At 62.6% G+C, this 13,864-nt stretch carries 13 protein-coding genes and 1 other RNA gene; 9 read left to right on the top strand and 5 right to left on the bottom strand.

Translation table 11 applies throughout. From position 1 onward, the window contains the following. Nucleotides 1-7 precede the first annotated feature (7 nt). Together rpiA and serA are read left to right on the top strand one after the other, a co-directional pair. A complete protein-coding gene (gene rpiA, locus BS626_RS10085; RefSeq protein WP_075182266.1) occupies nt 8-667 on the top strand; it encodes a ribose-5-phosphate isomerase RpiA in 660 nt (219 codons plus the stop codon). A 308-nt stretch (nt 668-975) separates the two neighbouring features. Then, nucleotides 976-2,214: a phosphoglycerate dehydrogenase gene (serA, locus tag BS626_RS10080; protein ID WP_075182265.1), complete on the top strand. Its 1,239-nt coding sequence runs from the start codon at nt 976-978 to the stop codon at nt 2,212-2,214. Between the two features lie 67 nt (nt 2,215-2,281). Here serA and BS626_RS10075 read toward each other — a convergent pair whose 3' ends face one another. The 3 genes from BS626_RS10075 to zapA form a co-directional block, all read right to left on the bottom strand. Beyond that, on the bottom strand, nt 2,282-2,875 hold the full coding sequence (locus BS626_RS10075) for a 5-formyltetrahydrofolate cyclo-ligase (RefSeq protein WP_075182264.1): 594 nt from the start codon (nt 2,873-2,875) through the stop codon (nt 2,282-2,284). 45 nt (nt 2,876-2,920) lie between these two features. Then, nucleotides 2,921-3,104, bottom strand: a non-coding RNA gene (gene ssrS, locus BS626_RS10070) — 6S RNA. A gap of 40 nt (nt 3,105-3,144) precedes the next feature. Then, nucleotides 3,145-3,474 (bottom strand): cell division protein ZapA, encoded by a 330-nt coding sequence (zapA, locus tag BS626_RS10065; RefSeq protein WP_075182263.1) that lies wholly within the window; start codon nt 3,472-3,474, stop codon nt 3,145-3,147. Between the two features lie 170 nt (nt 3,475-3,644). On the opposite strand from zapA, the gene BS626_RS10060 reads away from it, so the two are divergent. From BS626_RS10060 to BS626_RS10040, 5 genes are all read left to right on the top strand, one after another. After that, the gene (locus tag BS626_RS10060) at nt 3,645-4,226 is read left to right on the top strand and encodes a YecA family protein (RefSeq protein WP_075182389.1); all 582 of its coding nucleotides are present in this window, start codon (nt 3,645-3,647) and stop codon (nt 4,224-4,226) included. Nucleotides 4,227-4,256: 30 nt separating this feature from the next. Beyond that, complete coding sequence (gene pepP / locus BS626_RS10055) at nt 4,257-5,573, top strand: Xaa-Pro aminopeptidase (protein ID WP_075182388.1); 1,317 nt, start codon at nt 4,257-4,259, stop codon at nt 5,571-5,573. Then, nucleotides 5,570-6,748 (top strand): 2-octaprenyl-6-methoxyphenyl hydroxylase, encoded by a 1,179-nt coding sequence (gene ubiH / locus BS626_RS10050; protein WP_075182262.1) that lies wholly within the window; start codon nt 5,570-5,572, stop codon nt 6,746-6,748. Before pepP ends, ubiH begins: the two co-directional genes overlap by 4 nt. A 13-nt stretch (nt 6,749-6,761) precedes the next feature. Further along, a complete protein-coding gene (gene ubiI / locus BS626_RS10045; RefSeq protein ID WP_075182261.1) occupies nt 6,762-7,964 on the top strand; it encodes an FAD-dependent 2-octaprenylphenol hydroxylase in 1,203 nt (400 codons plus the stop codon). Between the two features lie 936 nt (nt 7,965-8,900). Continuing rightward, nucleotides 8,901-10,064 carry an MFS transporter gene (locus BS626_RS10040; RefSeq protein WP_075182260.1) on the top strand — a complete coding sequence of 388 codons (1,164 nt, stop codon included), beginning with the start codon at nt 8,901-8,903 and terminating at the stop codon, nt 10,062-10,064. Here BS626_RS10040 and BS626_RS10035 read toward each other — a convergent pair. Further along, nucleotides 10,040-10,981 carry a LysR family transcriptional regulator gene (locus BS626_RS10035; protein WP_075182259.1) on the bottom strand — a complete coding sequence of 314 codons (942 nt, stop codon included), beginning with the start codon at nt 10,979-10,981 and terminating at the stop codon, nt 10,040-10,042. The genes BS626_RS10040 and BS626_RS10035 overlap by 25 nt on opposite strands. Nucleotides 10,982-11,093: 112 nt before the next feature. Here BS626_RS10035 and lysA point away from each other — a divergent pair, with 112 nt between their 5' ends. After that, the gene (gene lysA / locus BS626_RS10030; RefSeq protein WP_075182258.1) at nt 11,094-12,353 is read left to right on the top strand and encodes a diaminopimelate decarboxylase; all 1,260 of its coding nucleotides are present in this window, start codon (nt 11,094-11,096) and stop codon (nt 12,351-12,353) included. Nucleotides 12,354-12,355: 2 nt separating this feature from the next. Then, complete coding sequence (locus BS626_RS10025; protein ID WP_075182257.1) at nt 12,356-12,811, top strand: GNAT family N-acetyltransferase; 456 nt, start codon at nt 12,356-12,358, stop codon at nt 12,809-12,811. 6 nt (nt 12,812-12,817) lie between these two features. Here the strand turns inward: BS626_RS10025 and galR are convergent, their stop codons facing one another. Then, nucleotides 12,818-13,825, bottom strand: a complete 1,008-nt coding sequence (gene galR / locus BS626_RS10020) for an HTH-type transcriptional regulator GalR (RefSeq protein ID WP_075182256.1) — start codon at nt 13,823-13,825, stop codon at nt 12,818-12,820. Between the last annotated feature and the right edge of the window lie 39 nt (nt 13,826-13,864).

The following is a 13,864-nucleotide window of genomic DNA, read 5'->3' as shown; positions in this document are numbered from 1 at the left end:
ATGAATGATGACGCAGGATGAACTGAAAAAAGCGGTGGGCTGGGCGGCGCTGGATTATGTCCAGCCCGGGACGATTGTTGGCGTAGGCACCGGTTCAACCGCGGCGCACTTTATTGACGCACTCGGTTCGATTAAGGGAGACATTGCGGGAGCGGTCTCCAGCTCGGAGGCCTCTACCCTCAAACTGAAAAGTCTCGGGATCCCGGTGTTCGATCTCAATGCGATCGATAAGCTGGCGGTATACGTCGACGGCGCAGATGAGATCAACGGGCAGATGCAAATGATCAAGGGCGGCGGCGCGGCGCTGACCCGGGAAAAAATCGTTGCGGCGGTCGCGGACCTGTTTGTCTGCATAGCCGATATCTCAAAGCAGGTTGACGTGCTGGGACGCTTCCCGCTGCCGGTCGAGGTGATTCCGATGGCGCGCAGCTACGTGGCGCGCGAGCTGGTCAAACTGGGCGGTCGTCCGGAGTATCGTCAGGGGGTGGTGACCGACAACGGTAATGTTATCCTCGACGTCTGGGGCCTGCAGATCCTCGATCCGGTGGCGCTGGAAATGGCGATCAATGGCCTGCCGGGCGTGGTCACCGTCGGGCTGTTCGCCAGCCGCGGGGCGGACGTTGCGCTGATCGGCGGCCCCGACGGCGTGCGCACCTTCAAAAAATGATTCGGCGGGTGCCCCCGCGGTGGCGCCCGTTATTTTTTTCGGCAAAACATCTTTTCTGTTTGTCGCAAAAATCGGTGACTTATATCACAAATTGTCCTGATGCCGTCCGGTTCTCCTGGGGCGTGACGCTGAAGCCCTATATTCTGTTGCGCAGTGTGCCAGCGTACCGCGCCTGTGCTGGCGGGCAGGCAATCGTTTGTATTGCCGCGCGCCAGAATTTTGATATTTTGACAGCAGGCTGGCTTACGTTCCGGCGCACCGCGTCGGAGAGGCGGCTCTTACTGAAGTCTGCTAAATAGGGTTGGGAAATGGCAAAAGTATCACTGGAGAAAGACAAGATTAAGTTTTTGCTGGTGGAAGGCGTGCACCAGAGTGCGATTGAGACGCTGAAAGCCTCAGGCTACACCAACATTGAATACCACAAAGGTGCGCTCGACAGCGATGAGCTGAAAACTGCGATCCGTGATGCGCACTTCATCGGCATTCGCTCCCGCACGCAGTTGACCGAAGACATCTTCGCCGCGGCGGAAAAACTGGTGGCCGTCGGCTGTTTCTGCATCGGCACCAATCAGGTCGATCTCGATGCCGCCGGTAAGCGCGGCGTACCGGTGTTTAACGCGCCGTTCTCCAATACCCGCTCCGTGGCCGAACTGGTGATCGGCGAACTGCTGCTGCTGCTGCGCGGCATACCGGAAGCCAACGCCAAAGCGCACCGCGGCGTCTGGAATAAGCAGGCGGTCGGCTGTTTTGAAGCGCGCGGGAAGAAGCTGGGGATCATTGGCTACGGCCATATTGGCATGCAGCTCGGTGTGCTGGCGGAAAGCCTCGGCATGCACGTCTATTTTTATGACATCGAGAATAAGCTGCCGCTCGGCAATGCGACTCAAATCCGTCACCTCTCTGAGCTGTTGAACATGAGCGATGTGGTTAGCCTGCACGTACCGGAAACCGCCTCGACGCAAAACATGATGGGGCCGGAAGAGCTGGCGCTGATGAAGCCCGGCTCCCTGCTGATTAACGCCTCGCGCGGTACGGTGGTCGATATTCCGGCCCTGTGTCAGGCGCTGGCCAGTAAGCACCTGGCGGGCGCGGCGATCGACGTTTTCCCTACCGAACCGGCCACCAACAGCGAGCCGTTCAACTCGCCGCTGTGCGAGTTCGATAATGTGATCCTGACGCCACACATCGGCGGATCCACGCAGGAAGCGCAGGAGAATATCGGGATAGAAGTCGCCGGCAAGCTGGCGAAATACTCAGACAACGGTTCCACCCTCTCCGCAGTCAACTTCCCGGAAGCGTCGCTGCCGGTGCACGGCGACTCCGTCAGCCGCCTGCTGCACATTCACGAAAACCGTCCGGGCGTGCTGACCGCCATCAACCAGATCTTTGCTGAGCAGGGAATTAACATTGCCGCGCAGTATCTGCAAACCACGCCGTATATGGGCTACGTGGTGATTGATGTTGATGCGCAGGAGTCGGTGGCGGCCAATGCGCTGCAGCTGATGAAGGCGATCCCGGGGACGATCCGCGCGCGCCTGCTGTACTGATTTCTGCGCCGCGCTGGGCCGCACGGATAGTTAACCCGTTCCGGCCCAACCGCGGCGCCGTTTTCGCTCACGACGACCACGTCCAGATCCCGCCCGGGGTGATCACCGCCGGCAGCGGCACGTCCCAGGCTTCGGCCGGTAAGTTTTCCACCCGCTGTATATCATGCGCCAGGCCCGCGCGGTGAAAGCCGTAGCGCTGATGCTGCTGCAGCGTGCGATCGTAAAAGCCGCCGCCCATCCCTAACCGTTGCCCATGGCGATCAAACGCTACCAGCGGCATCAGCAGCAGATCCAGCTGCGCCAGCGGCACCAGCAGGCGAATATCCAGCGGGGGTTCCGCTATGCCAAGGCGATTGCGCCGCAGCGGGGTGTGCGCGTCATAGCGCAGAAAGAGCAGCTGGCCGGGGCAGAAGGGATGCAGGACCGGCAGGCAGACCGTTTTCCCCTGTCGCCACAGCGCGGTAATCAGCGGTTGCGTATCCAGCTCGCCGTCGATCGATAAAAACAGCGCAACGGTACGTGCGGCCTGCAGCGGCGGATAAGTCAGTGCCCGCTGGCAGACGGCTTCGGCGGCCTGCTGCTGCTGCGCAGGGGAGAGCGCACGTCGCAGTTGACGGATGCGGTGACGCAGTTGCTGTCGGGTAGAGGAGAGTGTAGGCATAACGCATGCGTCCTGAATAAGAACAACACGACTGAAAAAAAGGTGGGAATCTCCGAGATGCCGCCGCAGGCTGTAACCCTTGAACCCTTGGTTCAAGGTGAACATGTCGTCGCAGCCATCAGGCTTCTCGGACGGACCGAGCATGCGCACAGGCTACGAGGCGCCACGTTCTGTTTTTTCGAAATATCGGCTCAGGGGACTGGCCCGCTTGCAAACATCTCAGAGAAATTTTACGACACCGTTGTCGCGCAGTGGACAACCATGACGTGTTACTCGAATTTTACACCCTGGCGTTCAGTGATGCGACCCTGCTCGAGCAATGCCTGCTCGATAGTCTGTTGCAACACGCGGATACGCTGTTCCATGTTCGCGGCGTAATCGCGGGTTTTGCCCTTTTCCTGCGCCAGCTCATGGCAGACGTTTAACGCCGCGATGAACACCAGTTGTTCTGTATTGGTGACTCTAGTGCGAACTTTAAGATCTTGCAACCGTTGATTGAGGTCCTCGGCGGCTTGATTCAGCGCATCTTGCTGTTCAGGCGGACAATTTACTCGTAACGAACGGCCAAAAATTTGAATATCTACCGGTTGTGCAGACATGCCACCTTCCTGACTGAATTCTTCGCCCGCTCACCCTGAACACCCCATGGGCTCGGGAGGGGCGCCACTATAATCTACCCTTGAGTGAAGAAACAACCCCTTTCTGGAATCATTCAGGCACCTGGTGGTAGCATACCATGAACTATTCCAGGCAACGACGACGAATGCGCATGTCCAGACAAAACGAAGTAATCGAATACGACACACTGGCGTCACTGCTCAGCCAGCAGGGCGTGGGAATGATGGCGGCGGAAATGCACGGCTTGCTCAGCGGCCTGATTTGCGGCGGCAACGCCGACAGCAGCTGGATGACCCTGCTGCACGAGCTAACCAACGAGGGCCTCGCGTTTTCGCAAACCCTGTCCCGTCCGCTGGCGCAAATCCATCAGGGGATCGCTGATGCCCTCGAGGATGAGGGCTTTGCTTTCCAGCTCTGGCTGCCGGAAGGGGAGGATATCACGGTGTTTGATCGCGCGGATGCGCTGGCCGGCTGGGTCAACCATTTCCTGCTGGGACTGGGCGTCACTCAGCCAAAGCTGGACAAAGTCACTGGCGAAACCGGCGAGGCGATTGACGATCTGCGGACCATCGCTCAGCTGGGCTACGACGAAGACGAAGATGAAGAAGAGCTGGCGCAGTCGCTGGAAGAGGTGATCGAGTACGTGCGCGTCGCCGCGCTGCTGTGCCACGATACCTTTACGCGTCCGGCAGCGCCGACCGCGGTAGAGAATCCAAAACCTACGCTACATTAATGGGTGTTCGGGGGAGAGGTGAAGATGTCGATCAGTCAGCAGGAGTATCTGCGCCGCCGCGAGGCGCTGCTGCAGAAAATGGTGCCGGGAAGCGCCGCGGTGTTCTTTGCCGCACCGGAAGCAACGCGCAGCAACGACAGTGAATATCCCTATCGTCAAAACAGCGACTTTAGCTACCTGACCGGCTTTCACGAGCCGGAGGCGGTGCTGGTGCTGATCAAAAGCGCGGAAACCCATCAGCACAGCGTGTTGTTCAACCGCCTGCGTGATAAAACCGCGGAGATCTGGTTTGGCCGCCGCCTGGGGCAGGCGCGCGCGGTTGAGACTCTGGCGGTGGATCGCGCCCTGCCGTTCAGCGATATCGCCGAACAGCTGCCGCAGCTGCTAAACGGGCTTGACGTGGTGTATCACGCGCCGGGACTGTATGCCTGGAGCGACGCGCTGCTGCACGGCGCGCTGGAGACGCTGCGCCGCGGCGGTCGCCAGCAGCTGCGCGCGCCGCACACCGTCACCGACTGGCGTCCCTGGCTGCATGAAATGCGGCTGTTTAAATCCGAAGAAGAGCTGAACCTGCTGCGCGAGGCGGGCCGCATCAGCGCGCTGGCGCACACTCGGGCGATGCAGCAGTGTCGTCCCGGCATGATGGAGTATCAGCTGGAGGGGGAGATTCACCACGAATTTACCCGTCACGGCGCCCGCTACCCCGCCTATAACACCATCGTCGGCTCCGGCGAGAACGGCTGTATCCTGCACTACACCGAAAACGAGAGCACGCTGCGCGACGGTGAGCTGGTGTTGATCGATGCCGGATGTGAATACCGGGGCTACGCCGGTGACATTACCCGTACTTTTCCGGTGAATGGCAAATTTACCCCGGCGCAGCGCGAGATTTACGACATTGTGCTGGCGTCGCTCAAGCTGGCGCTGAGCCAGTTTAAACCCGGTACCAGCATTCGTGAAGTGAACGATGCGGTGGTGCGGGTGATGGTCAACGGGCTGCTGCGGCTGGGGATCCTGCAGGGCGACGTCGAAACGCTGATTGCCGAACAGAAGCATCGTGATTTCTTTATGCACGGGCTCAGCCACTGGCTGGGGCTGGATGTGCATGACGTCGGTGATTATGGCGTCGAACGCAGCCGCCCGCTGGAACCGGGCATGGTGATTACCGTCGAGCCGGGCCTGTATATCGCCGCAGATGCGGCTGTGCCACCGGCCTACCGCGGCATCGGCATCCGCATTGAAGATGACATCGTGATCACCGCCGACGGCCATGAAAACCTGACGGAGGCGGTGGTTAAAGACCCTGATGCCATTGAGGCGCTGATGGCGGCGGCGCGTCAGCCATGAGCGTGATCATTGCCGGCGGCGGCATGACCGGCGCCACCCTCGCGCTGGCGATTTCCCACCTGACCCGCGGCCGGCTGCCGGTCATCCTGATTGAAGCGACGCAGCCGGACAGCCGCGCGCACCCGGGCTACGACGGCCGGGCGATCGCGCTGGCCGACGGTACCTGCCAGCAGCTGGCGGCCATTAACCTCTGGCCGCTGCTGCGGGAGGTGGCCACGCCAATCACCCATGTCCACGTCAGCGACCGCGGGCACGCGGGCTTTGTCAATCTGTTGGCCGCAGACTATGGCGTTCCGGCACTGGGGCAGGTGATCGAGCTGCACGATGCCGGTCAGCGGCTCTACGCCCGCCTGCGTCAGGCACCTGGCGTCAGCCTGCGCTGCCCTGACAGCGTGGCCGCGGTGGATCGCCGCGCCGGCAGCGTCAGCGTCACGCTGCGCTCGGGCGAGCGCCTGAACGGTACGCTGCTGGTGGCCGCCGATGGTGCACGCTCGCCGGTGGCGGCCTCCTGCGGCGTGCAGTGGCTAAAAAATGACTATCAGCAGGTGGCGGTCATCGCCAATGTTTCCTCGGCGCAGCCGCATCGGGGACGGGCTTTTGAACGTTTTACCGAACACGGCCCGCTGGCGCTGTTGCCGATGTCCGGCGGGCGTAGCTCGCTGGTCTGGTGTCATCCGCTGACGGCGCGCGAGACTGTCCGCGGCTGGAGCGATGCCCGTTTTCTGGCGGAGCTGCAGCGGGCGTTTGGCTGGCGTCTTGGCCAACTCACCCAGGTGGGGCGCCGCGACGACTATCCGCTGGCCCTGCATACCGCGTCGCAGCACGTTGGCCACCGGCTGGCGCTGGTGGGCAACGCGGCGCAAACCCTACATCCGATCGCCGGTCAGGGCTTTAATCTTGGTCTGCGTGACGTGATGTCGCTGGCGGAAACCCTGGCGTCCGCGCAGCGCCGCGGTGAAGACATAGGCAGCTACGGCGTACTGCAGCGTTATCAGCAGCGCCGCCGGCCCGATCAGCAGCAGACCATCGGCATTACCGATGCGCTGGTCCGGCTGTTTGCCAACCGCTATACCCCGCTGGTTGTCGGCCGTAATCTCGGCCTGATGGCGATGGATAATTTACCGCTGGTGCGTCACCGACTGGCCAAACGGACGCTGGGCTGGGTCCCGCGATGAGGAGAGATGAGCCATGCAAACCTTTGATGTAATTATTGCCGGTGGCGGGATGGTTGGCCTGACCGTAGCCTGCGGCCTGCAGGGCAGTGGCCTGCGCGTCGCGGTGCTGGAGCAGCAGCCGCCGTTGCCACTGGCGGACGATGCGCCGCCGCAGCTGCGCGTGTCGGCCATCAATGCCGCCAGCGAACGGCTGCTGCAGCACCTCGACGTTTGGCCGGCAGTGCTGTCCCAGCGCGCCGCACCGTACCACGGCATGGAGGTGTGGGAGCGCGACAGCTTTGGTGCAATCCGCTTTGATGACCATAATCAAACGCTCAGCCATCTGGGACATATCGTCGAGAACGCGGTTATTCACCAGGCGCTCTGGCAGCGCGCACAGGGCCTTAGTGAGTTGACGCTGATTGCCCCTGCCAGCCTGCAGCAGGTGGCGTTTGGCGACAACGAGGCGTTTCTGACCCTGCAGGATGGCAGCATGATGAGCGCCCGCCTGCTGATCGCCGCCGACGGCGCTAACTCCTGGCTGCGGCAAAAAGCCGACATTCCGCTGACGTTCTGGGATTATGAGCATCACGCGCTGGTGGCCACCATCCGCACCGCGCGACCGCATCAGGCCGTCGCGCGTCAGGTTTTCCACGGCGACGGGATCCTCGCGTTCCTGCCCCTGCAGGATCCGCATCTCTGCTCGATAGTCTGGTCACTGCCGCCGCAGGAAGCCACGCGGCTGCAGGCGATGTCGACGGCGCTGTTTAACCAGCAGCTGTCGGTGGCGTTCGATATGCGACTCGGTCTGTGCCAGGTGGAAGGGGAGCGAAAAACCTTTCCGCTGACCGCGCGCTATGCCCGCCAGTTTGCTGCTCACCGGCTGGCGCTGGTAGGCGACGCGGCCCATACCATTCACCCGCTGGCCGGGCAGGGAGCCAATCTGGGACTGATGGACGCCGCGATGCTGATTGGCGAGATTCGCCGTCTCCATCAGCAGGGGAAAGACATAGGCCAGCACCTGAGTCTGCGCCGCTACGAGCGCAGTCGTAAGCAGAGCGCGGCGCTGATGCTGGCCGGCATGCAGGGCTTCCGTACGCTGTTTGCCGGGGATAATCCGGCGAAAAAGCTGCTGCGCGACGTTGGCCTGCGGCTGGCGGACCGCCTGCCGGGCGTGAAGCCCAGGCTGCTTGAGCAGGCAATGGGCTTGCACGATCTGCCTGACTGGCTACGCTAGGCGGCCGATTTGCCTGCGCCAGCCAGCCGTCAAAGCGGGCCCCGGGGGCGTCGAGCGCCACATCCTGATACAGCAATTCGCCGTTATGGGAATCGGCAAGCCTGCGGCTGAAACCGGCGATAGTCCCGGCCAGCGTATCGTCGCTGGCGTTATACAGGCTCGCGCCGGACATATCCTTTAGCATGCCGGCATTGGCCGCCACCACGATGCAGTCGGTGCTGTGCCAGCGGTAGTTCAGCCGGGGGGTATCAGGTGATTGCCGTGGACGCTGAGCGGCATGGCAAAAATCAAACTGCCGCCATACCGGGTATCCGCTTCGCCGATCTGGCCGCTGCGAAAGCGCAGCGGCGGATGCCTCTGCGTTTATGCCACACCCCGCCCCATCGCACTGTGGAGGTCTGGCTTTCACTGGGGGAGCGGCGTCGTTGGCCACGTGCGCAGGAGGCAGGTTGAACTCCGGCGTGAGCGTAATGGTGATGCCCCGCCTTCTCAGCCCCAGAATGGCCGGGATGCCCCTACGGGTCATATCGCCCCCGTTTCTCTGCTTCCCCGCTGTACTGATCCTCGCCTCCGGGCAGCCTGCCAGACAGCGGACGGCCGCATTATGGCCAGTCGCATCGACTTCTCCCCGCCATTGTTCGTTGTTGAAGCGTTATTGGCCGCGACGGCGCGCGGCTTAGCTGGATTATCCTGCTCATGACAGGAAGGACACGGCGCGCAGTGCCAGCGCAGGAAACAACATTGAAAATATCCTGGATGGTCGTGTCAGGCCGTTGTGTCGCCGGCAATACACCCTTGCGGCGGCGGCACTGTATGCGTGTGGCAGGTTGTGCTATTAGTATTAGAATGTGACGTAGATCACTCATTAGCGCGGCAGCGTCGTGCGGACTGCCCGACCGCAATCGCCGCCCGTTCCTCTTTTTTTGGAGTATTGTTATGCCTGTTTCATTGCTGGCGCTGGCGCTCAGCGCCTTTGCTATCGGCACCACCGAGTTCGTCATTATGGGATTGCTGCCGGAGGTGGCCAACGATCTGCGGGTGTCGATTCCCTCTGCCGGCTGGCTCATCAGCGGCTATGCGCTGGGCGTGGCCATCGGCGCACCGATCATGGCGCTGCTGACCGCCAAACTGCCGCGCAAACGCACGCTGATCCTGCTGATGAGCATTTTTATCGTCGGCAACGCCCTCTGTGCGCTGGCATACAGCTATAACCTGCTGATGCTGGCGCGGATAATCACCGCCCTCTGCCACGGTGCGTTCTTCGGGATTGGCGCGGTAGTGGCCGCCAGCCTGGTACCCGCCGGTAAGCAGGCGTCCGCGGTGGCGCTGATGTTCACCGGCCTGACGCTGGCTAACGTGCTGGGCGTGCCGCTGGGCACCTGGTTTGGTCAACTCTTTGGCTGGCGTGCCACCTTCTGGGGCGTTGCGGTGATTGGCGTGCTGGCGTTTATCGCGCTGATCGTCAGCCTGCCGCATAACCGTCATGAAAAGCCGGTCGATCTGGCCAGTGAAATCGGTGCGCTGGCCAACGGTAAGCTGTGGCTGTCGCTGCTGATGACCGTCTGCTTTGCCGCCGCGATGTTCACCCTGTTCAGCTATATCGCTCCGCTGCTGCTACAGGTAACCGGCATCAGCGATCGCGGCGTCAGCTGGACCCTGTTTCTGATTGGCGCCGGGTTGACCGTCGGCAATATCCTCGGCGGCAAGCTGGCCGACTGGAAAGTCTCGTTCAGCCTGATCCTCAGTTTCTCGCTGATTGCGCTGTTTTCGCTGGCCTTCAGCTGGACCAGCCACGCCCTGTGGCTGGCTGAGGTGACGCTGTTTCTGTGGGCGATGGCCACCTTTGCCACCGTACCGGGCCTGCAGATTAACGTGGTCCGCCACGGTAAAGACGCGCCGAACCTGGTCTCTACCCTGAACATTTCGGCGTTCAACATCGGTAACGCACTGGGGGCGTGGGTGGGGGGCGCTGTGATTGCCAGGGGCTTCAGCCTCACGGCGGTACCGGTCGCCGCCGCCGCGCTGGCGGTCGTGGGTCTGCTGGTCTGCCTCCTGACCTTTCGCCGCGGTCGGGGTCAGCCGCAGCCGGTGCGCGCCTGATCTAATACCGCGCTAAGTCGCCCGGTAAACGTCGGGACGCTGGCCAGCAGATGCTGGCTGAAAGCCTCGGCCAGCGCCGACGCCGGGCGATGGCGCGGACGAACCAGGCTAACGGTGAACGGCACCGCGACGCTGAAGCGGCGCACGACCACGCCGCTGCCGGCATAGTCGAGCGCCGTCAGCGGATTGACCACCGACATCCCCACTCCAGCCCTGACCATCGCACAGACCGACGCGGCGCTGTGCGTTTCCATCACCATGCGCCGCGCGACCTGATGCTCATGAAACAGCGCGTCCAGTAGCTGACGGTAGCTGTCGCTGCGCGACAGGCTGATATAATGCTCGCCGTGAAAATCGGCCGGCGTCAGCGTTTCGCGGGCGGCCAGCCGGTGCCCGGCCGGCAGCACGCACACTTCGTTCAGGGTCAGCAGCGGCGTCAGATCGGTGCCCACCGGCGCGCTGGCGGATTCGGTTAACCCAAGATCGTGCCGCTGGGCCGACAGCCACTCTTCCAGCTGCGGGGATTCCTGCGGGGTGATGGTCAGGCTGAGGTCGGGGTAGCGCTGTAAAAAGGGGTGACAGACGGCCGGCAGCAGCGATTGCGAGAATACCGGCAGGCACACCACGGACAGCTCGCCCTGGCGGAACTGCCGCAGCCCTTCAACGGCATCGAGGATCCGATCCAGTCCGTACCAGGAGCGCTGTACTTCTTCAAACAGCCGCAGCCCCTGCACCGTAGGGTGCAGTCGACCGCGTTCGCGGGTGAACAGCCGCAGGCCACTCAGGCGCTCAAACCGCGCCAGCTCCCGGCTGATGGTGGGCTGGGAGGTGTTCAGCAGCGCGGCCGCGGCGGTCAGGCTACCGCTGGTCATTACGGCGTGAAAAATTTCAATGTGACGGTGGGTGACGGCAGCCATGGCGATCATTCCGGCAAAGCTATATCGTAAATGAATAGACTTCGGCGATATAGATATTTTTCAGTCAGGCCGCGCTGTGGCGTAATACGCCAATATTGATAAGGAGAGTTGTATGCCCCGTTCCCTAAGCCACCCCGACGCCGCCCTGAATGCGACCGCGCTGCACGCGCTGGTCCGCCAGTACTCATGTCCGGTGTGGGTCTATGATGCCGCAGTGATCCGCGAGCGTATTGCTCAGCTACAGCAGTTTGACGTGGTGCGCTTTGCCCAAAAGGCCTGCTCCAACATCCATATTTTGCGGCTGATGCGTGAGGCGGGGGTGAAAGTGGATTCCGTTTCGCTCGGCGAGATTGAGCGAGCGCTGGCCGCCGGCTATGCGCCCGGCGCTGACAGCGACGATATTGTGTTTACCGCCGATGTGCTGGATGAGGCCACCCTGGCGCGAGTCGTCGAACTGGACATTACGGTGAATGCCGGTTCGGTGGATATGCTGCATCAGCTGGGGGCGGTTTCGCCCGGTCATCGCGTCTGGCTGCGGGTCAATCCCGGCTTTGGTCATGGCCACAGTCAAAAAACCAATACCGGCGGTGAAAACAGCAAGCACGGTATCTGGCATGGCGATTTGGCGCTGGCGCTGGCGGCCATCGCGCAGTATGGCCTGAGGCTGGTGGGGATCCATATGCACATCGGTTCCGGCGTGGATTATGGCCATCTGGCACAGGTGTGCGATGCAATGGTACAGCTGGTCAGCGACAGCGGTCAGGATCTGCAGGCGATCTCCGCCGGCGGCGGTCTGTCGATCCCTTATCGCCGCGGGGAGGAGGCCATTGACACCGAACACTACTACGGCCTGTGGAACGGCGCGCGCGCGCGCATTGCCGCCCGGCTGGGACACCCGGTGACGCTGGAGCTGGAGCCGGGACGGTTTCTGGTGGCGGAGTCCGGGGTGCTGATTTCGCAGGTGCGCGCCGTGAAGTCCATGGGCCGCCGCCACTTTGTGCTGGTGGATGCCGGCTTCAACGACCTGATGCGTCCGGCGATGTACGGCAGCTATCACCACATTACCGCCCTTAGCGCCGCGGGTGAGCCGCTGAGCGAGGCGGCAACGGTCGAGACGGTGGTCGCCGGCCCGCTGTGTGAGTCGGGCGATGTTTTTACCCAGCTGGAGGGCGGCAAGGTTGAACCCCGCCTGCTGCCGACGGTGCAGGTGGGCGACTACCTGGTGTTTCACGATACCGGTGCTTACGGCGCCTCCATGTCCTCCAACTACAACAGCCGGCCGCTGCTGCCGGAGGTGTTGCTGGATCGCGGCGAGGTGCGGCAGATCCGCCGTCGCCAGACCCTGGCGGAGCTGCTGGCGCTGGAGGCGTAAGCGTGACGTTTCAGGTGGTGGATCTGCGTGCTGCGCCGCAGCACGCGGCGCGGGTGACCGACTGGCTGTGGCAGGCTTTTGGCAACCGTGAGAGCCGCGACTTTTTTGCCAGCATCGTTGACGCCAGCCTGCGCAACGGCGACTATCCGGTTACCTGGCTGGCACTGGATGGCGATCGGCCGGTCGGTACGGTAGGCCTCTGGCGCTGCGATCTGATCAGCCGACAGGATCTGTTCCCCTGGCTGGCGGCGCTGTACGTGGACCCGGACGCGCGCGGGCAGGGAGTGAGCGAGCGGCTGCAGCGGGCGGTCATCGCCTGCGCGCGCGGCCGCGGTCATCAGCATCTCTACCTCTATTCGGCCTGTGCTGACTACTACGAGCGCTTTGGCTGGCGCTATATCGGCGACGGGCTGGATTATCCGGCAACGCCGGTACGGTTGTACCAGCGGGCGCTGTAGCGCCTGTTACACTCCGGCAGGCGGGGCGACCGAATGACGGCGCACCAGCGTCGGACTGAACAGCGTGGTCACCGCCGGGCGCGGCTGACCGCGCGCCAGCGCCAGCGCTAGTTCGGCCGCCTGCTGCGCCATGGTAACAATCGGATAGCGAATGGTGGTCAGGCGCGGGCGGACATAGCGCGACACCAGCACATCATCGAAACCGATCAGTGACATCTCTTCCGGCACCCGTACGCCATTATCACTGAGCACCGCCAGCGCGCCGGCGGCCATGGAGTCGTTGTAGCAGGCCACGGCGGTACATGCTCCCCCGCGCCCCAGCAGCTCGGTCATTGCGCTTTCGCCGCCCACCTCGTCCGGTTCGCCAAACGCCACCCGCCGATCCTCGCAGGGCAGGCCGTGCTCGCGCAGGGCGTCGTAGTAGCCCTGCAAACGCTCATCGGCATCGGAAATGCGGTGGGTGGAGCAAATAAAGGCAATTTCCGTATGACCGGCCTGAATCAGATGGCGAGTGGCCAGCCGGGCGCCGTGGCGATCGTCCAGCGCGATGCAGCGTGAAGCAAACGCCGGCAGAGTGCGGTTAATCAGCACCATGCCCGGGATCTGCTGCATCAGCCGGGCCAGCTCCGCATCGGGCACCCGCTTAGCATGCACGACCAGCGCCGCGCAGCGGTGGCGTATCAGCTGCTCAATCGCCTGCCGCTCTTTCTGTTCCTGATGATAACCATTGCCAATCAGCAGAAAATTGCCGGTGCGTTCCGCTACCTCGTCGGCGGCCTTCACCATGGCGCCAAAAAAGGGATCGGCCACGTCGGCCACCACCAGGCCGAGGGTGTCCGTCGACTGCTGCGCCAGCGCGCGGGCGTTAGCGTTGGGATGGTACTGCAGGGATTCCATGGCGCTCAATACCGCCTGACGGGAGGCGTCGCTGGCTTTTGGCGACTGATTAATTACGCGCGAGACGGTCGCTACCGAGACGCCCGCGAGCCGGGCGACATCCTTAATGGTGGCCATCGGTTAGTTGCTCATCGTGGGTAAACGTTGACACATCGC

Source organism: Pantoea sp. 1.19 (genome assembly GCF_001922585.1).
GTDB lineage: Bacteria > Pseudomonadota > Gammaproteobacteria > Enterobacterales > Enterobacteriaceae > 1-19.
Note: the sequence above shows the minus strand (reverse complement) of the source record. Positions and strands in the feature narration are given on the sequence as shown.

Coding starts and splice junctions, on each gene's coding strand:
- serA (WP_075182265.1), top strand. CDS start 976: ATGGCAAAAGTATCACTGGAGAAAGACAAGATTAAGTTTTTGCTGGTG.
- BS626_RS10060 (WP_075182389.1), top strand. CDS start 3,645: ATGTCCAGACAAAACGAAGTAATCGAATACGACACACTGGCGTCACTG.
- ubiH (WP_075182262.1), top strand. CDS start 5,570: ATGAGCGTGATCATTGCCGGCGGCGGCATGACCGGCGCCACCCTCGCG.
- galR (WP_075182256.1), bottom strand. CDS start 13,825: ATGGCCACCATTAAGGATGTCGCCCGGCTCGCGGGCGTCTCGGTAGCG.
- lysA (WP_075182258.1), top strand. CDS start 11,094: ATGCCCCGTTCCCTAAGCCACCCCGACGCCGCCCTGAATGCGACCGCG.
- BS626_RS10075 (WP_075182264.1), bottom strand. CDS start 2,875: ATGCCTACACTCTCCTCTACCCGACAGCAACTGCGTCACCGCATCCGT.
- zapA (WP_075182263.1), bottom strand. CDS start 3,474: ATGTCTGCACAACCGGTAGATATTCAAATTTTTGGCCGTTCGTTACGA.
- rpiA (WP_075182266.1), top strand. CDS start 8: ATGACGCAGGATGAACTGAAAAAAGCGGTGGGCTGGGCGGCGCTGGAT.
- ubiI (WP_075182261.1), top strand. CDS start 6,762: ATGCAAACCTTTGATGTAATTATTGCCGGTGGCGGGATGGTTGGCCTG.
- BS626_RS10040 (WP_075182260.1), top strand. CDS start 8,901: ATGCCTGTTTCATTGCTGGCGCTGGCGCTCAGCGCCTTTGCTATCGGC.
- BS626_RS10035 (WP_075182259.1), bottom strand. CDS start 10,981: ATGGCTGCCGTCACCCACCGTCACATTGAAATTTTTCACGCCGTAATG.